This window comes from Dongia sp. (assembly GCF_041910485.1).
Taxonomy (GTDB): Bacteria; Pseudomonadota; Alphaproteobacteria; order Dongiales; family Dongiaceae; genus Dongia.
The window spans coordinates 87,318-109,069 of the sequence record NZ_JAYRQR010000017.1; the positions used below are offsets into that span (position 1 = coordinate 87,318).

Here is a 21,752-nt window from a genome sequence, read left to right on the forward strand (position 1 = left end):
CGTCAGAGGTCCTGATGGGCACCCAATTGGCGGAAGCGGTCGCCGCCCGAGCTCTTCAGCTGCAGGGCGACCACCGCACCGACGATACCGGCGATCGGCACCAGGATCGGGAGGCCGATCGCCAGGGCCGGCGAGGCACCGGTGAGCACGTCGAAATGCGTCACCACCAGATAGGCGATGATAGCGAGGACAATGCCCGAGATCAGCGGCGCCAGCAGCTTCTTGAAACCGGACGATTCCAGAGTCGGATTGCGTCCGAAGAACGCGATCACCGCGAAAGAGACGATCGCCATCAGGGTAATGACGCTGAGGGTGGCAAGGTTGGTAAGCCAGGCAAAGAGGCCCAGCACCGGGTCCTGCGCCGTGACGATGAAGATGGCGAGGATGATCACGCCCAGGACCGTCTGCAGCACCGAGCCGATATGCGGGCTCTTATGCTCGTCATGGGTCCGCCCCAGATGCGCCGGCAACAAGCCTTCGCGGCCGAGCACATAGAAATAGCGCGCGGCGGCATTGTGGAAGGCAAGGAGTGCCGCGAACACGCTGGAGATCAGCAACAGGCTGATGATGGTCGTCATCCAGCCGCCGACATACTGGTCCGACAGGACGAAGATGAAGGTGGTGGGATCAGCAAGGCCACCCAGCGTTTCCATCAGCTTGGATGCCCCGGCACCGACGACCATGCACCAGGTCGAAAAGGCATAGAAGATGCCGATGACGAGAACCGAGAGATAGGTCGCCCGCGGCACGGTCCGCTCCGGATCGCGTGCTTCCTCGCTGTAGATCGTGGTGGCTTCGAAGCCCATGAAGGCGGCAAAGCACAGCAGCATGCCGATGATCGGCTCGCCGGCACTGAAGGCCGTCGGCGTGAAGCTCACGGCCGAAACGCCTTCCGGCCCCCCGTTGCCGAGGATGGCGAGGTCGAGGAGGACGACGATGATGTATTCGGCACAGACCAGGATCGCCAGCACCTTGGCCGACAGATCGATCTTCATGTAGCCGAAGATGGCGACGAGCACCCACGACGCCAGCGACCAGACCCACCAGGGCAAGTCGATGCCGACAATCGCCGACATGGTGCCGGCAGCGACGGCGCCGAACAGGCCGTAGAGGCCGACTTGCATCGCGTTATAAGCCAGAACCGCGATGTAGGCGGCGGCACCGCCCACGACACCACCGAGGCCCCGCGTCGTGAAGGCGTAGAACGAGCCGGCATTCGAGATATGGCGGGCCATCGTCGTATAGCCGACCGAGAAGACCAGCAGGATCGCCATCACCAGCAGCACGGCCAGCGGCACGCCGACGCCGTTGCCGAGCAGCATGGCGATCGGATAGCCGCCGGCGACGGCGGTCAAGGGCGCCGCCGCCGAAACGACGAAGAAGGTCACGGCGGCGACGCCCAGGGCGTTCCGCTGCAACCTGTTGGTGGATGAAGTCTCGGTCATTTGGTCATTCCCCTCCGTAAAGACCCCGCCGCCGGCTGATCCCGGTCGGCCTAAAATCCCTGCATGGCCGCGCATATCCGTCGCGGCCAAACTGCCTCGTTTCCGCACAAGGTTCCTCATGCGCGACGATGGTCGTTTTTCATTCGATGTCGAACGATAACGCGAATGAAAATCCGTGGCAAGGGAGCAAGAGACAAAATTGTCGCGCGGCGATCTTGCGCGATTGCAGACTTAAGCCGGCCGTTGGAGGGTGCTATAAGGTGGCGCGACGTCGCCACAATCCTGACCGACTGATCGGAGTTACCGCTTGAGCAAAGACCGACGACTGCCAGCCCGTGCTGCCGCACCCGCGAAGGGAGCCGCCGATCCTCAAATGAAACAGCCGACTGCCGCTGCTGCAGCGCGCAAAGCAGCGGGGCGGCCGCAGTCGAAGCCGCTCGCCGAAGTGCTGGGCGAGAAGCGCGTCGCGGGCCTGCGCGTCAATCTCGAATCCATGGCGCTGGTCTCCAACATCCACCGCGCCTCCGGATTCATCCGCGATCATTTCGAACGTGCGATCCTGAAAGATGCCGATTTACATTGGTCAGCCTTCGTTACCTTGTGGTGCCTCTGGATCTATGGCGAGCTGGAAACGCGACGACTCGCGACCGAGGCGGGCGTTGCCAAGAGCACGCTTTCCTCGATCCTCAACATGCTGGAAGCACGCAAGCTGGTGCGTCGCCGCACCAATGAGCTGGAGCGCCGGCTGGTCATCGTCAACCTGACCGCCAGCGGTGCCGAACTCATCGCGGGCCTGTTCCCGAAATTCAACGCTGAGGAAACGCGCATCGTCGAGCGGTTGAGCCCAAAGCAAATTCAGGCGGCGACCGAAGCCATTCGCCTCATCCTTGCCACCATCGTCGAGCTCGACGGGATCGCCGACGAAGAATAAGCGACGATCGGTCGCGGCCGACGCTTGACTCGGTAAGAACGCTTCGCATAATTATTCGACGTCGAACGATTTTTGCAGGAGCCGCCGCCGATGAAGTCGCTGGTCGAGGGTGTCGAGGTCGATGGCCGCCATTGGATCAATGGCGCGCGGGTCGGTTCCGCCAGCACATTCAAGAGCATATCGCCCATCGACGAGCAGCCGATCGCAGAGGTTGCGGCGGGTGGCGAGACTGAAATAGGTGCTGCGGTCGATGCCGCGCATAAGGCCTTCCAGACTTGGCGCCGCACCAGCCCCGCAGAACGTGCGGCCTATCTTCACAAGATTGCCGACATTGTCGAAGCGCGCGTCGAGCAGCTGGCCGTCGTCGAAACGCGCGACAATGGCTCGCTCCTGCGCTCGCATCGTCGCGGGGTGATGCCGCGCGTCGCCATGAACTTCCGCTTCTTTGCCGATTGGCTGTTGCAACTCGATCATCCCGATTTCGACGTGCGCGGCCATCGCAACCATATTTCCTATGATCCGAGCGGCGTTGCCGGCATCATCACGCCGTGGAACGCACCCTTGATGCTGGGCACTTGGCGCATCGCCCCGGCGCTCGCGGCCGGTTGCACCGTCGTCTACAAGCCGCCCGAATGGGCGCCGCTGACCGCCTCGCTCCTGGCCGATATCACGGCGGAAGCAGGGCTTCCCGCCGGTGTCTTCAACGTCGTGCAAGGATTGGGTCGCGAGGCGGGGGCTGCCCTTTCGCGCCACCCGAAGGTGCGGCGTCTCAGTTTCACCGGCTCGGTACCGACGGCGCGCACCATCGCCGCCGCCGCTGCCCCCAATCTGGTGCCGCTTTCCTTCGAACTCGGCGGCAAGTCACCCTTCATCGTCTTTGCCGACAGCGACTTCGACTTGGCCCTCAACACGGCGATCGGCCAGTACGACAATGCCGGCCAGGTCTGCCTTGCCGGGTCGCGCATTCTGGTCGAGGAGAGCATCCGAGCCAAATTCCAGGAAGCCTTCGTCGAGAAGGCGAAATCCATCCGCCAGGGCGATCCGCGCGACGAGGCGAGCGATATCGGCCCGCAGATCAGCCGTCCGCATTTCGAGCGCGTCAGCGGTTTCGTCGAACGCGCCAAGGCGGCCGGCATGAAGCCGGTCATCGGCGGTGGACCCAACGGCGATCTCGGCGGCCTCTATTTCCGCCCGACTCTGTTTGCCGATCCGGCACCGAATGCGGAGATACTGCGCGACGAGGTCTTCGGTCCCGTTCTTTGCATGCAATCCTTCAAGAATGAGGCTGAGGCGATTGCGATGGCGAACGACACCGAATATGGGCTCGCCGCCGTGGTCATGACGGGCGATCCCGACCGCGCCGAGCGCGTGACGCGTGAGGTGAATGCCGGCCTCGTCTGGAACAATTGCTTCTTCGTGCGCGATCTCCGGCAGGCCTTTGGTGGCAACGGCAAGTCCGGTATCGGCCGCGAAGGTGGCACCTGGTCGTTCGATTTCTATTGCGACGTCAAGAACAGCGTATTCGCGCCGCAGGGTTGGAGGAAATAATGGGTGAAGTCGTCGGTTGCGGGCTTGTCGCCCATGTACCCACCATCATGCTGCCGGAGAAGATCCGCTTCGAACTCAACGAGGGCAAGGACTTCTCCGTCGTCGAAGGCTTCCGCCGCCTGAAGCGCGAGGTCCTCGACCAGCTGAGCTACGACACGGTGGTCGTGCTTGACTCGCATTGGTTCACCACGGTCGAATTCGTCATCACCTCATCGGCACGCCGGGCCGGTCGCTATACCTCGGACGAACTGCCGCGCGGCATGAGCCAGGTCCCTTACGATCTTCCCGGCGATCCGGCCTTTGCCGAGCTGGTCGCCAGCAAGGCGTCGAAGCACGGCACCTGGATCACGCCGATCGCCGATCCCTATCTCCCCATCCAATATGCGACCGTCAACGTCGCCTCATACTTGCAGAAGTCGAACGAATCCTGGCTGTCCGTCAGCTGCGCCCAGACCGGCGAGAGCGAGGATTTCCTGCGTGTCGGCCGGGCGCTCGGTGAAGCGATTGCCGAGAGCGACCGCAAGGTGCTGCTGCTGGCATCCGGGGCCATGAGCCACAAATTCTGGCCGCTGCAGAAGCTGCGCGGTCACGAGGCGGCGGGTGTCGAGCATATTTTCAGCTCGGAACATTCGGCAGCCGATCTGAAGCGCATCGACTGGTTCAAGGCCGGCAACCATGCCGACGTCATCCGCTCGATGCCGGAATTCCTGAAATTCAAGCCGGAAGCCAATTTCGGCCACTACCTGATGATGGCGGCGGCGCTCGGCGAGGAGAACCTCGCGGCCCCCGGCCGGCTCTTCAGCGACTACGAAAACTCGATCGGCACCGGTCAGGTGCATATCTGGTTCGACCGGCCGCCCGATGGCTGGACCCGCCGGCAGCAGGCAGCGGAATAAGAATGAACCGATAAGAACCGCTTCAGGGAGGAACAATTGACCGAATACAGACGCATTCTGCTGGGCGGCGCTGTCGTCGAGACCGAGCGCCAGGGCGAAGAGCTGGTGGCGCGCGACGGCCGCCGTGTCACCATCAAGGACGCCATCCATCTGCCGCCGGTGCAGCCGGGCAAGATCATCGCCGTGCATCTCAATCATGTGAGCCGCGTGCACGAATTCCAGATCAAGCTGTCGGCGACGCCCACTTATTTCCAGAAGCCCACCTCGTCGCTCAACTCGCATTGGGGCGACATCGTGCGGCCCAAAGGCTGCAAATGGCTGAATTACGAAGGTGAGGTCGCGATCGTCATCGGCAAGCGCGCCCGCAACATCTCCCAGGCTGAGGCCGGCGCCTATATCGCCGGTTATACTGTCGCCAACGATTTCGGCCTGCACGATTTCCGCGACACCGATGCGGGCTCCATGCTGCGCGTCAAGGGCAGCGACACGCTCTGCCCGCTGGGGCCGGGCTTCGTCACCGGCTGGGATTTTCACAACAAATTCTTACGCACCTATGTCAACGGCAAGGTCGTCCAGGACGGTAACACGGCCGAGATGACCTGGGACATGCACTATCTGGTGGCCGACATCGCTCGGAACATCACGCTGGAACCGGGCGACGTGCTGCTCTCCGGGACGCCCGCCAATTCGCGCCCGGTCCAGCCTGGCGATCTGGTCGAGGTCGAAGTGGAAGGGTTGGGCCGTCTCTCCAACCGTGTCGTCGAAGGCCCGGCGGAGATCCGCACCGAGCTTGGCGCCCAGCCGACCGAATCCGAAGAAGTGCTTTCGACGGCGCTTGGCGGCGATTGGGAATTCCGCGGTATCCGCGCGCCCAAAAAGCCGGGCGCCTGAGAGGAGAGGGGGAAGAAATGACCGAACTCAAAGGCTTCTTCTATCCACGCTCGGTGACTGGCCAATCGAGCCTGCTGCCGTCGCCGCCCTGGCACTATGCCGGCGATCTCCTCACCGTCGAATACCGCACCGATCCCAAGCTCATCGCCGACATTCTTCCGGCGCCATTGACCCTGGCGCCGGAAGATCCGGGTGCGGTGGCCCTCATCTGGGCCGACTGGCAATCCTGCGGATCCTCCAAGGACGAAATGCTCGATCCCGTGCGCGCCCAATATAAGGAGGCCTTCGCCGTCGTGCGCTGCGCCTTCGAAGGCCGCACCTATTCGCGCTGCATTTATATCTGGGTCGACAAGGATTTCGCGCTGCTGCGCGGTATTCACCAGGGCTATCCGAAGAAGTTCGGCTCGATCCACATGACGCGTCCGCATCCCTTCGCACCGGCCCCGCAGGTGGCGGCCGGTGGCACGTTCGGCGCGACCTTGGCTGCGGCCGACCGGCGCCTGGCCGAAACCATCATCACGCTCAAAGGTCCGGCCGAGAAGAACGGCTTCGTCAACGGTCATCCGATGGCCCATCACCGCTGGCTTCCGGCCATCGACGGCAAGGGCGATGCCCATGCCGAGCTCATCGAATCGACCGGTGCCAAGTTCGAAGGCGGCCAACCCTTCGCCGCCTCGGTCGACCATTTCGCGCTCTTCGACTCACCGACCGAGGAATTGGCGCATCTGAAGCCCAAGGAAATCATTGGCGGCTATTACCGGCAGATCGGCGTCGTCTGGAACGGCGGCAAATCGCTGGTGCCCCGGGTCGGGACCTGACAGCCAAAGCCTGAAGCGGAACATTCATCGCAGCCATCGCAACGTTAGGTTCAGTCATGACGATCTTCGCCCCGACCGATAACGGCCACGCCGATCTCTCCAGCCACGATGCTTTCCTCGACGGCGCTCCGCACAACACCTTCGCGCGCTTGCGGCGCGAGGACCCGATGTCCTGGAGCGAGATGCAGGGCGGCAAGGGTTTCTGGTCGATCACCCGTCACGCGGACATCATGGATCTCAACAAGAATTTCGAGTTGCTGAGTTCCGCGCAGGGCATCCGCATGGAAGACCAGACCTATGAGGAGTATCTGGCGCGCCGCACCTTTCAGGAAACCGATCCGCCCGAACATTCCCGCACCCGCGTGCTGGTGGCGAAGGCCTTCTCGAAGCCGGTCGTCGCGCAATTCGACCAACAGATCAGGACCATTTGCGACACGATCCTGGATGACGTGTTGGCCCGTGGGTCGTTCGATGCCACGAAGGATATCGCGCGCCAGCTGCCGATGCGCATGCTGGGCCAGATTCTGGGCACACCGGATGAGGATCTCGATTGGTTGGTGGAGAAGGGCGATCAGCTCATCGCCAATACCGACCCCGAATTCACCGATCTGGTGCTCGACAAGGCCGATACCGACGCCTACCGCCTGATGCCGTTCCGCTCGCCGGCCGGCGCCGAGCTTTACGAATACGCCAAGAAGCTGATGCGCGATAAGCAGGCCAAGGGCGATACCAATGGTGTTCTGCACCTCATCCTGCAGCCTGACGCCCACGGCAATGTCATCAGCGAGACGGAATTCCGCAATTTCTTCTGCCTGCTGGTCGCGGCCGGGAACGACACGACGCGTTATTCCATCGCAGCCTCTCTCTTCGCTTTGTGCCAACGCCCGCAGCTGATGGAGCAACTGAAGGCCGGCGACAACAATGTATGGGAGACGGCGCCCGACGAGTTCATCCGCTGGGCTTCGCCTACCATGCATTTCCGCCGCACGGCGACGCGGGATTTCGAACTGCACGGAAAGCAGGTGAAGGCGGGTGACAAGGTGGTCATGTGGTTCATCTCGGCCAACCGCGATGACGAGGTGTTCAACAATCCGTTCGAGCTCGACCTTCTGAGGACACCCAACCGGCACGTCGCCTTTGGCCAGGGCGGTCCCCATGTCTGCCTCGGCATGTGGCTAGCGCGGCTAGAAGTGCGTATCCTGCTGCAGGAACTGGTCAAGCGCGTCCAATCGATCGAACAGACGGGCACCCACGAATTCCTGCGCTCGAACTTCATCGGCGGCATCAAGCGCCTGCCGGTCAGCATCAAGGCAAACTGAGATATAACGCATTCAAGGTCTGGGAGACTTCATCATGGCGAGCGGCGAACGGCTGCGACTTCTCTTCTGCGATCACCTCAATCTCGCCCGCGGCAAGTACCTGCCGGCGGCCAAGATGGTCGACAGTTCCTCGCGCTTCTGCATCGGTATCTATGCGGTGAGCTATGCCAAGGATCTCATCCCTGCGCCAGGATCGAAGATGCTGGAAGGCCTCCCCGACTACGACGCCGTCTACAAGGCGGCCGATATCCGCGAAGGCTGGGAACCCGGCACCAAGGTCGTCATCGCCGACCAGTACGACAATGACGGCACGCCCTTGGCATTATGCGGTCGCGGCGCCCTCAAACGCGCTATCGCCGAATGGAAGGCGCTGGGTTACAGCCCCAAGGTGGGGATCGAGCTTGAAGCCTATGCCTTCGCCCGCAATGCCGAGGGGAAATGGGTCCCATATGACACGCCCGGCGCCTTCGTCTATTCGACCGGCCCCTTCACCGATCCGGTGGGCTTCACCGACCGCATCTGGGAAAAGGCGACCGCCGCCGGCTTCCGCATCGATTGCTTCACCTCGGAATATGATTCGCCGCAGTTCGAATTCACCCTCACCTATGACGAGGCGCTGAAGGCGGTCGACGACATCTTCCTGTTCAAGCTGCTGGCGCGGGAAATGGCCTGGCAGCACGGCATCCTGCTGACCTTCATGCCCAAGCCGATCCTCAATCTTGCCGGCAACGGCGTGCATGTGAATTTCAGCTTTGCCGACAAGGACGGCAAGAATGCCATCGGCGACGCGACGGTTCCGGAACAAATGCCGGCGCTGACGCGCGGTTGCATTGCCGGCCTCATGAAGCATCATGCCGGCATGGCCGGATTGATCGCCCCGAGTGTGAATTCCTATCAGCGCCTGAAGCCTGCGAGCCTGTCCGGTTTCTGGTGCAATTGGGGTGTCGATCATCGCGGCGTCACCACGCGCCTCTCGGCCGAGGGCGGGGTCAAATCCCGCATCGAGCACCGTATGGCCGACGGTGCGGCCAACCCCTACACGATGGTGGCGACGATCCTGCAGGCGGCGCGCCTCGGCTTCGTCAACAATTACCCCCTGGTGCCGGCTGAAACGGCCGACTGCCTGGAAACCCATGACGCCAAGGACGGTGTCGCCGAGACCCTGAGCGGCGCCCTTGACGCGCTGGAGGCGGACAAGGCACTTTCCGCTGCCGTCGGGCAGGGTCTCATCGACAACCACGTCTTCGTCAAGCGTCACGAGGTCGAACGCGTGGCGGGTCTCGAAGGCGACGCCTTGCGCGACTATTATATCAACTTCATCTAGGCAGCGAGTGGGGACAAGCCAAATGCCCAAAGTCACCTGGATCCTGGCGGATGGGCGCGAAATCAGCGCCCAGGTCGCCATCGGTCACAATCTGATGGAGGCGGCCGTTGCCAACAATGTCCCCAATGTCATCGGGGAATGCGGCGGCTGCCTGTCCTGTGCCACCTGTCACGTCTATGTCGACCCGGCCTGGGCGGCCAAGACCGGCAAGCCGGGCGAGATGGAAAACGACATGCTCGAGATCACCACGGCCGAGCGCAAGGATACCAGCCGCCTCTCCTGCCAGATCGTGGCGAGCGAGGAACTGGACGGCATCGTCCTGCGCGTCCCGCAGATCTAATCACCCATGAGCGATCCCATCGTCATCGTCGGCGCCGGCCAGGCCAGCGCCTCCTGTGCCGCGAAACTCCGTGCGCTCGGGTTCGACGGGCGGATCGTCATCATCGGTGAAGAGAAGGCGGCGCCCTATCAGCGCCCGCCTTTGTCGAAGAAATATGTCTCCGGCGAATTGGCGCTGGAACGCCTCTTCGTGCGTCCGCTCTCCTGGTATGACGAGGAAAAGGTCGAACTGCGCCTGGGTACGCGGGCGGCGGCGATCCACCCGGCGGCGCATGAAGTCGAATTCGGCGACGGATCGCGTCTCAACTATCGCGACCTGGTGCTGACGACGGGTTCGAGACCGCGCCGCCTCCCGGCCGCGATCGGTGGCGATCTCGCCGGCGTCTACACGGTGCGCGATTTGGCCGATGCCGATGCCATCGCGCCGTCGCTCAGGGCCGGGGCAAAGCTCCTGGTCATCGGCGGCGGCTATATCGGGCTCGAGGCGGCGGCGGTCGCGGCGCAAAAGGGACTTTCCGTCACGGTCATCGAAATGGCGGACCGTATCCTGCAGCGCGTGGCCGCGGCGCCGACCTCGGACTATTTCCGCGCCCTCCATCAGGCGCGCGGCGTCACCATCCGCGAAAAGACGGGTCTGGCCAAGCTGGTGGGCGAGGGCGGGAAGCTCTCCGGTGCCGAATTGAGCGACGGCTCGTTCCTGCCTGCCGACCTCGCCATTGTCGGCATCGGCATCCTGCCTAATGACGATCTTGCCAAGGCGGCGGGGCTAGCCGTCGAAGCGGGCATCCTGGTCGATGGGCATGGCCGCACCAGCGATCCGCACGTCTATGCCGCAGGCGATTGCGCGAACTTTCCCTGGCGGGGCGAGCGCACGCGCCTCGAATCCGTGCAGAATGCCATCGACCAGGCCGAACATGTGGCGGCGGCCATTCTGGGCGCTACCCAGGATTACGACCCCAAGCCCTGGTTCTGGTCCGACCAGTTCGACATCAAACTGCAGATCGCCGGCCTTAATCGCGGCTATGATTCCACGGTACTGCGCCCGGGCAAGCGGCCCGGCACGCAATCGGTCTGGTATTTCCGGCAAGGCCGCCTCATCGCCGTCGATGCTATGAACGAGGCGCTTGCCTACGCGCTCGGCAAGAAGGCGATCGAAGCCGGCAAGAATGCCGACCCGGCCGTGCTTGCCGATCCCGAATCCGACCTCAAGACGATCTTCGCCTGAGTTCGCACCACCCTTTACGGGCCCGCACGATCTGCGGCATTGTCGCCGGCGCGACAATTGCCAGGCGACGCAAGCGATGGATCAACGACAGGTCAGCACCCCCCACGGCCCCTCGATCGAGACCTTCTCGGCGGGACTTCTCGCAGCCTTCGTCGGCTTTGCCTCCTCCTTCGCCGTCATCATCCAGGGTTTGACCGCCGTCGGCGCCAGCCAGGCCGAAGCGGCGTCGGGCCTCATGGCGCTCTCCATCGCGATGGGTCTTTGTGGCATCCTTCTTTCCTGGCAAAAGCGCCAGCCGATCAGCATCGCCTGGTCGACGCCGGGTGCGGCACTCCTTGCCGCGACGGCGGCACCGGCGGGTGGCTTTGCCACATCGGTCGGCGCCTTTCTGGTTTCCGGCCTCCTCATCGTGATCGCCGGCCTGTGGAAGCCGCTCGGCCGCGCTGTTGCCGCCATCCCGGCGCCGCTCGCCAATGCAATGCTGGCGGGCGTGCTGCTCGGCCTCTGCCTCGCGCCCGTGAAGGCCGTGGGACAGGAGCCCGTCTATGGCCTTGCCATCGTGCTGACCTGGGCGCTCGTCGCCAAATGGAAACGGCTCCTGGCCGTGCCCGCCGCCGTGCTCGTCACCGTCGGCATCATTGCCGCGACCGTCGATGTCAGTCATCTCGATATGAACGCCCTGTGGCCGCAGCCGATCCTGATCATGCCGCACTTCTCGCTGGCCGCGATGATCGGTATCGCCTTGCCGCTCTTCATCGTCACGATGGCCTCGCAGAATATCCCCGGCATCGCCGTCTTGAACGTCAACGGCTATCGCCCCGACCCGGGACCACTCTTCAGCGTGACCGGCATTTTCAGCCTGCTCAGCGCACCCTTCGGTGGTCATGCCGTCAACCTGGCCGCCATCACGGCGGCCCTCTGCGCCGGGCCGGACGCGCATCCCGATCCCGCGCGGCGCTATTGGGCGGCTATCGTCAGCGGTGCTTTCTACGTGCTCTTCGGCCTTCTCGCGGGTGCCGCCACTGCCTTCATCAGCGCAGCACCGCCGATCCTCATTCAGGCCGTGGCCGGTCTTGCCTTGCTCGGCGCCCTTGGTGCAGCACTCCTCGGCGCCGTTGCAGAGGCAAAAGAGCGCGAGGCTGCGATCATCACCTTCATCGTCACCGCCTCCGGCCTCAGCTTCTTCGGCATCAGCGGTGCTTTTTGGGGGTTGCTCGCGGGCGGTGCGGTGCACGCCCTCACACGCTGGCGTCAGGGCAAGCCTTCGTGATACCCGACAGGTGCCGTGACATGGCATACCTGCGCAATACCCCTTTTTTCTTGGGTGCCTTCGGTCGGTGAGACGCCGAGGCGTTGATCGGCGCCACGGCGAAACTAGTGTTTGCGGGCCTGGACTAGGTTGGCGATGACGGTCGTCTCGCCCAGCGCCTTGCAGGCCTCAACGCGGTGCAGTCCGCTGACCAGCACGAAGCGCGCTTTGTCGGCCCTGACCAGGATCGGCACTTGCTGCCCCTGCTCGGCGATGCTCAGCGCCAGTTCTTCGACCTTGGCTGCATCGATCGGCACGCGCAGGGCAGTGGGCACATAAATATCGGCGATCTTGACCTTGACGGGTCTCATTCCTGTTGCGCTCCCTTGGCTCGTTCTACCCCGAGGGGCTACCGGCACCATATCGCTAGCTGGACTGGAAACAAAACGTCATGAATCCCAGCGATGCTCGCTCGGGCCCCGCTCCGGCCCGCTGGCATGAATGGACGCGATGCCGGGACGCATTTGCGCCAGCGAAGGATCGGTCGCCATATGTCGACTTTGACAATGCAGTTCTCTGGGGTTGCTGGCATTCCCGTTTTTCCAGCGCCTGGAAATGCCAGCTGATGCGTTCAATGAACCCCGGCATTGGGTATCAACGGTGCCTTTTGGAGATTGCCTGCGGGTGGTGCGGGGCAGAAGGAGGCTACAGCCGATCATGTCGGCGCAATTCTCCGGGGCCGCCCGGAAACAGATCGACACAAATCGCAACGCGATGCCTCAGCTGCGGCGATGCGTCCCCGGTGCGAAGAGTCGAGCGTCGCCAAACCCTTATCGCCGATTGTGTCACAATGTGTCTGAAACGCCGGAAAATCACTGCTAACATATTGAAATAGTTATGGCATGTTTCCTGCGACCGAAGTCCCGCGGATGTACTTTTCGACCTATCGGCCGACGTTCCAATGGGCCGAAGGGTGACAGCCGTAACTTCAACGGAGGAGTCACTCCATGATCTCAAGCAACTATGGCACAGCGGGACCAAGTTCGGCCGCGCTGAGCCAGATGCGGCAACAGTTTTTCGCGAAGCTGGATGCCAATGCCGACGGCGGCGTCGACAAGAGCGAGTTTCTTCAAGGGGCGGGGGCCAGCGACAGTGCCACCAGCTCGTCGAAGCAATCGCTTGCGTCGCAGCTGTTCGACACCTTCGACAGCAACAGCGATGGTTCGCTCTCGCAGGATGAGTTGGGAACGGGTTTCCAGAAACTCAGCCACGAGATGCGCGCGACGCTGATCAGCGAGCAGGAGGCCGCGAGGCCCCAGCCACCCTCGCCGGAGGAAATGTTCGCCAAGCTCGACAGCAACTCGGATGGCGGCGTCGATGAATCCGAATTCATCGCCGGCGCGCCGCAGGATGGTCGGGGTCCAAGCGAAAGCGAGTTGAAGGAGATGTTCGCCTCCTTCGACACCGATGGCGACGGTTCGCTCACCTCTGACGAACTGGACACCGGCTTCAAGAACAACCGGCCGTCCGGCCCGCCACCCAGTGGTGGTCCAGGTGGCCCCGGTGGTCCGGGCGGTCCGGGCGGCGGTGGCGGCGGTGCTTCCGCTGCGTCCGAGGAAGACGATGACGAAACCGACACGCTGCTCGAGATGCTGCAAGCCAGCCTCAACAGCAGCTCGTCGTCGGCCGTCAACAAGGACGATCTGGCCAGCATCCTGGCCAGTTTCCGCAAGCTGCAGGAAGGATCGGTCAGCCAGACCTATTCGGCCTCGGCCTGATCCTCTCGGCACGTCGGCCGGCAGCCTTTGCCGTCCGATGGGGTCCCGCTGTCCGGCCGGCAGCGGGGCTCGTCGCCTTGTTCCGGGAATCTCCCGCGCTCTGGCATCCGCCGCCGGATCGTGACAAGAAATGTCTTCAACCTGCCTTCCCTTGAGGTCATGCATCCCCATGCTCGCCATGCCGGCAAATCCGCCCATCGCCCACGCGCCCGCGCCGCAATTGCCGCATCTCCTCATCGTCGATGATGACCGCGATCACCGCCTGCTGCTCGGGAGGCTCTTCGGCGAGAACGGCTTTCGCGTCTCGCTCGCTCCCGACGGTGCCACCATGCTGCGCCTCTTCGAGGCTGCCAAGCCGGACCTCGTCATTCTCGATCTGATGCTGCCCGACGAGGACGGGCTTTCCCTTTGCCGCCGCATCCGGGCAGCCTCGGACGTGCCGGTCATCATGGTCAGCGCCCTTGGGCGCGGCCCGCACAAGATTGCCGGTCTCGATACCGGCGCCGACGATTACATTGCCAAGCCCTTCGAATCCGGTGAACTCATCGCCCGTACCCGCGCCGTTCTGCGCCGGTCGCGGCGGATGCTCCCGGTGGAACAGGCGCTGCCGGCGCGCAAAAGCCAGGGGCGCACCTATTGCTTCGAAGGCTGGCGCGTCGATGCGGCACGGCGCGAGGTGCATTCGCCGGAAGGCGTCCTGGTGACGCTCACCTCAGGCGAGATCGATTTGCTGCTCGCCTTCGCCGAACATCCGCAAACCATCCTCAGCCGCGAACATCTGGTCGAACTCACGCGGCATCGCGGTGGCGACGGACAGGATCGCAGCGTCGATATACTGGTCAGCCGCATTCGCCGCAAGATCGAACGCAATCCCCGGGCGCCGCGCTTGATCAAGACCGTGCGCAGCGGCGGCTATCTCTTCGCGCCCACCGTCACCCTGGAAGAATAATGGCGAACCGGCGGCGCATGAATTGGCCCGCATATCTTTGGCCAACGCATCTTCGGCCCGACCGCATCGCCACCCGCATCGCGCTTGTCATGGCGGGGGCGATGCTGCTCACACAATCCTTCGGATATCTGCTGTTTCTGGCCGATCATGCCGGCTGGTGGCCGCATCATGATGCGTCGCGGCTCGGCGACCTCCTGCGGCCGGTCATTGAAAGGGCGCTCGCCGATCCTGCAGCGCACGACACCCAGGAGGTCTCGATCGCGCCGGATATCTCGGTCTCGTTGGTTTCCCATTTCGCACCTCTTTATCCGGTGCGGGCGGCCCCACCTTTCGAGCGGTTCGGCGAACATCTCCTGACAGCTCTTGCGCCGCATATCGATCAGGTCATTGTCGAGACGCGCATGGCGCCGCCCCCACCGGGGCCACCGCTCTGGCCGCACCGCTTTGACCCGCGCGAACCACTGGTGCTGTGGCTGCGCCTTGAGGACGGCTCCTGGCTGAAGGCGGCGATGCCGCTTGCGCGCCTGCTGCCGCCGCCGCCGTTTCCATCCTGGCTGCCCTGGGCCTGGACGCTCGGCATCATCATCGTCATCTCATACCTCGCGGCGCGCGGTATCACGGCGACGCTTGGGCGGTTGGCCGCCGCCGCCGATGCGCTCGGCGCCAACATGTCGACGCAGCTTCCACCGGAAGCCGGCCCGCGCGAGACGCGGGGGCTCACCCGCGCTTTTGCCCGCATGCAGGAACGCCTGCTGCGCTTCGTCGAGGATCGCACGCGCGTGCTGGCGGCGATCTCGCACGATCTGCGCACGCCGCTCTCGCGCCTCAAGCTCCGGGCGGAGCGTTTGCCGTCCGGGCCGGAGCGCACGCGCATGCTGGCCGATCTCGACCTCATGGAGCGGATGCTGGGGGCGACCCTTGCCTTTGCTCGCGACGATGTGGCGGGCGAAGCGCGGCAGAAGCTCGACCTCGCCGCCCTCATTGCCACAGTTTGTGACGAAGCGGCCGATGCCGGTGCCGACATCACCTACACTGGCCCGGATCATCTGACCATCGATGGGGCGCCGATGGCGCTCACCCGCGCCATCGGCAATGTCGTCGACAATGCGGTCAAGCATGGCGGCAGCGCCCGCGTGTCGCTCGAATGCCAATCCTCAGGCATCGTCATTCTGGTGTCGGACCAAGGCCCCGGCATCCCGGAAGCGATGCGCGAGCGCGTCTTCGAGCCCTTCTTCCGCCTCGATCCGGCGCGCGCCAGCGACGTGCACGGGCCAGGGGGCGGCGTCGGCCTGGGCCTTGCCATCGCGCGGCAAATCCTGCGCGCGCATGGCGGCGATGTGACGCTTGACCAGGCACCAAGCGGCGGGCTTCGCGTCCGCCTCACCTTGCCGGGGGCGATCGCCGTCTAAATTCTGGCATCACGCGCCGCTTTTATGCTTACCTCCGGCCCATGCAGGTGCTCTCGATCTCATCGCCGCGCTGGCAGCTTGCCGCCTGGTGCCTTTTCTATCTCGGCCTTCTCGGCGCCTGGGGTGCGCTCATTCTCATCGGCGGCGAAGCTGGCGATGGCCTGCTCGCCCGCTGCCTGGCGCCTGTCGGCACGCTGACACCGGCCAGCCTCTTTCCGGCCTGGGCGCTGATGGCGCTCGGCATGATGCTGCCCACCTCGCTGCCGACGTTGCAGCGCTATGCGATCCTGGTGCAGGGGCGGGACGGGTCGCCGCTCATGCGCTTTTGGCTTTTCATCCTCGGCTACAGCCTCGTCTGGCTGGGCTTTGCGGCCCTTGCCTCGCTTGCCCAATTGCTTCTTGCCCGGCTGCCGCTGGTCGGCAGGCTTCCGGCTGCCGGGCAACCCTATCTTGCCGCACTCCTATTGCTGATGGCGGGCCTCTACCAGTTCAGCCGTTGGAAGAATGCCTGCCTCATCCGCTGCCGGCATCCGATGACTTTTTTCATGGCGCATTGGCGCGACGGCTATCGCGGTGCGGTTCGCATGGGTGCGCGGCATGGGATGGATTGCCTGGGCTGTTGCTGGGCGCTGATGTCGCTTTCCCTCATCGGCGGGCTCATGAATGTGGGTTTCATGCTGCTCGGCATGATTCTCATGGCGCTCGAAAAACTTGCTGGCCCCGGACGCTTTGTCACAATACCCTTGGGATTGGCCCTGGTGGCGGCCGCCTTCTTTTACGGGGGCGGCATCTGGTTCGCCGGTCAGCCATAAAAAGATCACGTCGGGGAGGGTTGGTTCGATATGGAAAAATGGGCAATCAGGGGCGAGCTGATCCTCAACTGCTCCTGCACGATCTTCTGTCCGTGCGTCATCTCGCTCGGCAAGCATCCGCCGACCGAGGGCAATTGCCAGGGCTGGGCCGGCATCCGCATCGATACCGGCTATAAGGGCGATACTGATCTCTCCGGCCTCAACGTGGCGCTGCTGCTCGACATTCCGGGGCAGATGGCGCGTGGCAATTGGACCGCCGCTGCCTATATCGACGAGCGCGCCTCGGACGATGCCTACGCCAAGCTGGTCGAAATCTTCAGCGGCAAGGCGCGCGGCACCACCGGTCTCTTCTCGATCCTGGTCAGCACCTTCCTTGGCGCTGAGCGGGCGCCGGTGAGCTTCGAGCGCGAGGGTGAAAAGCGTCGCCTCGTCGTGCCGAAAAAGATCATCGGCGAGGTCGAGCCCGTCCCCGGCAAGGAGCCGGGCAAGCATCTCGTCGTCACCAACACCGAATATTGGATGGGGCCGGACATCACTGTCGCCAAGGCCAATCAGGGCCGTGTGCGCGCCTTCGGCCGGGTCTGGGATTTCGACGGGCGGTCGGCCGAGATCTGCGAAATCAACTGGCGCGGGCCTTGATCGCGGGTCGTGGGAGGCATCGCTATGGACGAAGCCTATCTCGCCCCCAATGCCGCCAATTTCGTTGCCCTCTCGCCGCTCTCGCATTTGGCGCGCGCGGCTGACGTCTATCCCGGCTGGCCGGCCGTCATCTACGGATCGCGCCGTTACACCTGGTCCGACATCCGCACCCGCGCACGACGCCTTGCCTCGGCGCTGGCCGGCCACGGTGTCGGGCGCAACGTCGTCGTCGCCATGATGGCCGCCAACACGCCGGAGATTTTCGAGGCGCATTTCGGCGTACCGCTCTCGGGTGGCATCCTCAACACCATCAACACGCGCCTCGATCCCGACACCATCGCCTATATCCTGGATCATGGCGGCGCCAAGGTCCTTCTGACCGATACCGAATTCGCCCCCGTGATGCGCGAGGCACTGGCGCGCATGACGGGCGAAAAGCCGCTCGTCATCGATATCGTCGACACCCAGGCCAAAGGTGGGCAGGAGCCCGCCGACCGGCTCGGCACCAGGACCTATGAGGAGTTCCTGGCCGCGGGCGATCCCGATTTTCTCTGGCGCCTGCCGGAGGATGAGTGGCAGAGCCTCTCCCTCAATTACACGTCAGGCACCAGCGGGCGCCCGAAGGGCGTCCTCTATCATCACCGCGGCGCGTACCTCATGAGCCTCGGCACCGTCGCCGGCTGGAACGTGCCGGCGCATCCGACCTATCTCTACACCGTGCCGATGTTCCATTGTAACGGCTGGGGTCATGCCTGGATGCTCGCCATCGTCGGCGGCACGGCGGTGATGTGCCGCTATATTTCAGCGAAGGCGATCTTCGATCTCATTGCCGAACACAAGATCTCGCATCTGGGTGGCGCCCCCGTCGTTCTCGGCATGCTGGTCAATGCGGCCGAGGCCGATCGCAAGCCGCTGCCGTCGAAGGTCCAGGTCATGACCGCCGGCGCCCCGCCGCCCTCGGCGGTCCTCGCCGGTATGGCGGCCTTGGGCTTCGAGGTGATGCAGGTCTACGGCCTCACCGAGACCTATGGTCATACGGTGCATTGCGCCTGGCAGGAGGAATGGGACGCGCTCCCCTTCGCTGAGCAGGCCGAGATGAAAGCGCGCCAGGGTGTGCGTTTCCCGATCACCGAGGCGCTGGAACTGGTCGATCCCGAAACCGGCGCCGCCCCGCCCGCCGATGGCGCCGCGATGGGCGAGATTCTCATTCGCGGCAATACAGTGATGAAGGGTTATCACAAGGACGCGGCCGCGACCGAGAAGGCTTTCAAGAACGGCTTCTTCCGCTCCGGCGACATCGCCGTGCGCCACGCCAACGGCTATGTCGAAGTGAAGGACCGCTTGAAGGACGTCATCATCTCAGGCGGTGAGAACGTCTCCTCGATCGAGATCGAAAGCCGGCTTTACAAGCATGCGGCCGTCGCCAACGCCGCCGTGGTCGCCAAGCCCGACCCGAAATGGGGCGAGGTGCCGTGCGCCTTCGTCGAATTGAAGCCCGGGGCTCAGGTGACGGAGGCCGAACTCATCGCCTTCTGCCGCGAGGCGCTGGCCGGCTTCAAGACGCCGAAGAAGATCGTGTTCGGCGATCTCCCCAAGACCTCGACCGGCAAGATCCAGAAGTTCCTCCTGCGCGAACAGGCGAAGGGGATTTGAGAGAGTCGTTGGGGCAAGGCCACCTCTCCCTGACCCTCCCCCACGTAGGGGGAGGGGACGTCATCGAGTTTGAACGCAATCGCGCTTGCGCACTCGGCCGGACTCCCTCCCCTCAACGTGGGGGAGGGTGGGGGAGGGTGGGGGAGAGGGGGTAAGCGGTGACGCCGCGAACCCCAAACGAAAAATGCCCGGGACCAAGCCCGGGCATTTCGCGTTTCCGGCGGGGCCGAAATCTTATTCGGCGTAATCCGGCTGCTTCACGTCGAGGATGGCGCGGATCTCCGAGAGATGCGCATCGGTGAGGCTGGAGGGATAGTCCTCCCACTGGCGCGCCGTCTTCTCGGCGACTTCCGCCGTCGCGATGTTGAGTTCGCGCCCCGTCGAATAGGCGGTGATCAGGGTCTCGGCCGCACGCTCGAAGTAATAGAGGAGGTCGAAGGCCTCGGCCACACTCTCGGCGGCGGTCAGCACGCCGTGATTGCCCATCACCATCACCTTGTTCTGCCCCAGGCATTTCGACAGACGTTCGGCCTCGTCGCCAAGGCCCATCCCGTCAAAGCCCATGTCGAACGAGATGCGGTTGTAGAAGCGCATCGTGTTCTGGTCGATGGGCGGCATGCTGGGGTCCTTGAGGCAGGCCAGGGCCAGCGCGTATTTCGAGTGGACATGGAGCACGCAGCGCGCCTTCGGCGCATTGCGGTGAATGGCACCGTGGATCGCCCAGGCGGTGGGATCCGGCGCATTGGGCTGGTCCATCGTGGTGGGATCGTTGGCGTCGAGCAGCAGCAGGTCGGAGGCTTTGATGCGGCTGAAATGCTTGCCGCAGGGATTGACCAGGAACTGGCTGCCATCGTCCGAGACGGCGAGGCTGAAATGGTTGGCGACACCTTCATGCATGTTGAGCTCGGCCGTCCAACGGAAGGCCGCCGCCAGCTGGCAGCGCTCCTCGTAATGCGAATTGTCGAGGCGGGCCTTCACGGGAATGCGGGTGACCGAAGACGACATCGTCTGCTCCATCAGATTGGCAAAAAGGGCTCAAAATCCAATTGTCTGACACTACTATGGGGCAGGGACGGGGGACCGGTCAAATTCGGTCATATTCATGACCGATATCGACCTATGCACTTTTGGCATCCCGGGCGGTGGCCCGGCAGCGCTACAGTCCCCGACCAGCGAAACAGTCTTCATGGGGAAAGACATGTCGGCGGATCAGGTTCCGGTTTCCGTTTTCAAGGATGCGCGCAAGGCGGCCTATCTCAATCCGGACGGGGCCGACCGGCCGCTCAAAAGCCCGCTCCCGAAGGCGACCCTGGTCAAGGCGCGCGGATATCGCAAGCAGCGGCTGGTGGACGCGGTGGCAAAGGCCGATTGCGCGGCGATCCTCCTCTACGACCCGATCAACATCCGCTACGCCCTCGACCTTTCCAACATGCAGCTCTGGGCGACGCACAATCCCTTTCACTATGCGCTGGTCTTTGCCGATGGCCATGCCATCGAATTCGCCTATCGCGGCGCCGAGCATTTGGCCGACGGGTTCGAAACGGTCAATGAAGTCCGACCCGGCAATGCCTGGTTCTACATGTACACTGCCGACCGCTTGGCGGAGCGCGTCGAGGCCTGGGCCGACGAGCTGGTCTTGATCCTCAAGGAACGCAATGGCGGCAACATGCGTCTTGCTATCGACAAGCTCGACCCGCCCGGCGTCGACGCGCTGCGCAAGCGCGGGGTGACTGTCGTCGAGGGTCAGGCACTGACGGAAATCGCCCGCTCGGTCAAAAGCCGGGAAGAGCTCGACCTCATGCGCTGGACGGTCCGCGTCTGCGAGGCCGGCATGGCGCGCCTCTATGATCATTCGCTGCCGGGCAAGACCGAACAGGAAATCTGGGCTGAGCTCCATTACGAAAACATCCGCTCGGGCGGCGAATGGCTGGAAACGCGCCTTCTCACCGTTGGGCGGCGGACCAATCCCTGGTTCCAGGAATGCTCGGACCATGTCGCGGATCTCGGCGACATGCTGGGCTTCGACACCGATATGATCGGTCCCTATGGTTATTGCGCCGACCTCTCGCGTTCCTGGACCATCGGCCACACCAAGATGAACCCGCACCAGCGCGACCTTTACTTGGCGGCGCGCGAGCAGATCGAACACAATCTGGCCCTGCTGCAGGCGGGCTTGAGCTTCGACGAATTTAACGCCAAATCCTGGCGCATTCCGGACAAATATGTCGGCTGCCGCTATTCCGTGGCGCTGCATGGTGTCGGCATGGCCGACGAATATCCGTCGATCCCGCTGCACCCCGATTGGCAGGCCGCCTATCGCGGCACGTTCCAGGAAAACATGACCGTCTGTGTCGAAAGCCTCATCGGCGAAGAAGGCAAGGGCGAATGTGTGAAGCTGGAGACCCAGGTGGTCATCACCAAGACCGGTGCCGAGCGGCTCGATTCATTTCCCTGGGAAGAAATGTAGGGCGGCACGACCCCCACCCTGTCGGATTGTGCCGACACCCCCCTCTCTAACTCTCCCCCT

The 21,752-nt window shown here is 63.6% G+C and carries 20 protein-coding genes; 17 read left to right on the forward strand and 3 right to left on the reverse strand.

Translation table 11 applies throughout. The features are described from left to right. Nucleotides 1–2 precede the first annotated feature (2 nt). Nucleotides 3–1,445, reverse strand: a complete 1,443-nt coding sequence (locus tag ACE3PP_RS05465; RefSeq protein ID WP_374378863.1) for an APC family permease — start codon at nucleotides 1,443–1,445, stop codon at nucleotides 3–5. Nucleotides 1,446–1,818: 373 nt separating this feature from the next. Here ACE3PP_RS05465 and ACE3PP_RS05470 point away from each other — a divergent pair, with 373 nt between their 5' ends. From ACE3PP_RS05470 to ACE3PP_RS05515, 10 genes are all read left to right on the forward strand, one after another. Next, the gene (locus tag ACE3PP_RS05470) at nucleotides 1,819–2,376 is read left to right on the forward strand and encodes a MarR family winged helix-turn-helix transcriptional regulator (RefSeq protein WP_374378866.1); all 558 of its coding nucleotides are present in this window, start codon (nucleotides 1,819–1,821) and stop codon (nucleotides 2,374–2,376) included. A gap of 90 nt (nucleotides 2,377–2,466) precedes the next feature. Further along, nucleotides 2,467–3,924 (forward strand): aldehyde dehydrogenase, encoded by a 1,458-nt coding sequence (locus ACE3PP_RS05475; protein WP_374378868.1) that lies wholly within the window; start codon nucleotides 2,467–2,469, stop codon nucleotides 3,922–3,924. Then, nucleotides 3,924–4,820: a hypothetical protein gene (locus ACE3PP_RS05480; protein ID WP_374378871.1), complete on the forward strand. Its 897-nt coding sequence runs from the start codon at nucleotides 3,924–3,926 to the stop codon at nucleotides 4,818–4,820. Before ACE3PP_RS05475 ends, ACE3PP_RS05480 begins: the two co-directional genes overlap by 1 nt. 36 nt (nucleotides 4,821–4,856) lie before the next feature. Next, on the forward strand, nucleotides 4,857–5,711 hold the full coding sequence (locus ACE3PP_RS05485) for a fumarylacetoacetate hydrolase family protein (protein WP_374378874.1): 855 nt from the start codon (nucleotides 4,857–4,859) through the stop codon (nucleotides 5,709–5,711). Nucleotides 5,712–5,728: 17 nt separating this feature from the next. Beyond that, nucleotides 5,729–6,529, forward strand: a complete 801-nt coding sequence (locus ACE3PP_RS05490; protein WP_374378877.1) for an acetoacetate decarboxylase family protein — start codon at nucleotides 5,729–5,731, stop codon at nucleotides 6,527–6,529. Nucleotides 6,530–6,585: 56 nt separating this feature from the next. Further along, the gene (locus tag ACE3PP_RS05495) at nucleotides 6,586–7,848 is read left to right on the forward strand and encodes a cytochrome P450 (RefSeq protein WP_374378880.1); all 1,263 of its coding nucleotides are present in this window, start codon (nucleotides 6,586–6,588) and stop codon (nucleotides 7,846–7,848) included. A 34-nt stretch (nucleotides 7,849–7,882) separates the two neighbouring features. Then, nucleotides 7,883–9,172, forward strand: a complete 1,290-nt coding sequence (locus ACE3PP_RS05500) for a hypothetical protein (RefSeq protein WP_374378883.1) — start codon at nucleotides 7,883–7,885, stop codon at nucleotides 9,170–9,172. 22 nt (nucleotides 9,173–9,194) lie between these two features. Beyond that, nucleotides 9,195–9,512 (forward strand): 2Fe-2S iron-sulfur cluster-binding protein, encoded by a 318-nt coding sequence (locus tag ACE3PP_RS05505; RefSeq protein ID WP_374378886.1) that lies wholly within the window; start codon nucleotides 9,195–9,197, stop codon nucleotides 9,510–9,512. Between the two features lie 6 nt (nucleotides 9,513–9,518). Beyond that, nucleotides 9,519–10,736 carry an NAD(P)/FAD-dependent oxidoreductase gene (locus tag ACE3PP_RS05510; RefSeq protein WP_374378888.1) on the forward strand — a complete coding sequence of 406 codons (1,218 nt, stop codon included), beginning with the start codon at nucleotides 9,519–9,521 and terminating at the stop codon, nucleotides 10,734–10,736. A gap of 76 nt (nucleotides 10,737–10,812) precedes the next feature. Beyond that, nucleotides 10,813–12,006, forward strand: a complete 1,194-nt coding sequence (locus tag ACE3PP_RS05515) for a benzoate/H(+) symporter BenE family transporter (RefSeq protein ID WP_374378891.1) — start codon at nucleotides 10,813–10,815, stop codon at nucleotides 12,004–12,006. Nucleotides 12,007–12,110: 104 nt separating this feature from the next. Here the strand turns inward: ACE3PP_RS05515 and ACE3PP_RS05520 are convergent, their stop codons facing one another. After that, nucleotides 12,111–12,356, reverse strand: a complete 246-nt coding sequence (locus tag ACE3PP_RS05520; RefSeq protein WP_374378894.1) for a ParB N-terminal domain-containing protein — start codon at nucleotides 12,354–12,356, stop codon at nucleotides 12,111–12,113. 636 nt (nucleotides 12,357–12,992) lie between these two features. Between ACE3PP_RS05520 and ACE3PP_RS05525 the strand changes: the two genes are divergently transcribed. From ACE3PP_RS05525 to ACE3PP_RS05550, 6 genes are all read left to right on the forward strand, one after another. Continuing rightward, nucleotides 12,993–13,763 (forward strand): EF-hand domain-containing protein, encoded by a 771-nt coding sequence (locus ACE3PP_RS05525; protein ID WP_374378897.1) that lies wholly within the window; start codon nucleotides 12,993–12,995, stop codon nucleotides 13,761–13,763. A gap of 169 nt (nucleotides 13,764–13,932) precedes the next feature. Then, entirely contained in the window at nucleotides 13,933–14,712 is a 780-nt protein-coding gene (locus ACE3PP_RS05530) for a response regulator (RefSeq protein WP_374378900.1), read from the forward strand. Nucleotides 14,713–14,729: 17 nt separating this feature from the next. Continuing rightward, a complete protein-coding gene (locus tag ACE3PP_RS05535) occupies nucleotides 14,730–16,121 on the forward strand; it encodes a sensor histidine kinase (RefSeq protein WP_374378903.1) in 1,392 nt (463 codons plus the stop codon). A 47-nt stretch (nucleotides 16,122–16,168) separates the two neighbouring features. Then, the gene (locus ACE3PP_RS05540) at nucleotides 16,169–16,933 is read left to right on the forward strand and encodes a DUF2182 domain-containing protein (protein ID WP_374378906.1); all 765 of its coding nucleotides are present in this window, start codon (nucleotides 16,169–16,171) and stop codon (nucleotides 16,931–16,933) included. Between the two features lie 30 nt (nucleotides 16,934–16,963). Further along, the gene (locus ACE3PP_RS05545; RefSeq protein ID WP_374378908.1) at nucleotides 16,964–17,572 is read left to right on the forward strand and encodes a DUF1326 domain-containing protein; all 609 of its coding nucleotides are present in this window, start codon (nucleotides 16,964–16,966) and stop codon (nucleotides 17,570–17,572) included. 24 nt (nucleotides 17,573–17,596) lie between these two features. Then, nucleotides 17,597–19,225, forward strand: coding sequence for an AMP-binding protein (locus ACE3PP_RS05550; protein WP_374378911.1), 1,629 nt, complete (start codon nucleotides 17,597–17,599; stop codon nucleotides 19,223–19,225). 234 nt (nucleotides 19,226–19,459) lie between these two features. Here ACE3PP_RS05550 and ACE3PP_RS05555 read toward each other — a convergent pair whose 3' ends face one another. Beyond that, entirely contained in the window at nucleotides 19,460–20,230 is a 771-nt protein-coding gene (locus ACE3PP_RS05555; protein ID WP_374378914.1) for a class II aldolase and adducin N-terminal domain-containing protein, read from the reverse strand. A 193-nt stretch (nucleotides 20,231–20,423) separates the two neighbouring features. Here ACE3PP_RS05555 and ACE3PP_RS05560 point away from each other — a divergent pair, with 193 nt between their 5' ends. Then, nucleotides 20,424–21,692, forward strand: coding sequence for a M24 family metallopeptidase (locus ACE3PP_RS05560; RefSeq protein WP_374378917.1), 1,269 nt, complete (start codon nucleotides 20,424–20,426; stop codon nucleotides 21,690–21,692). Nucleotides 21,693–21,752 lie beyond the last annotated feature (60 nt).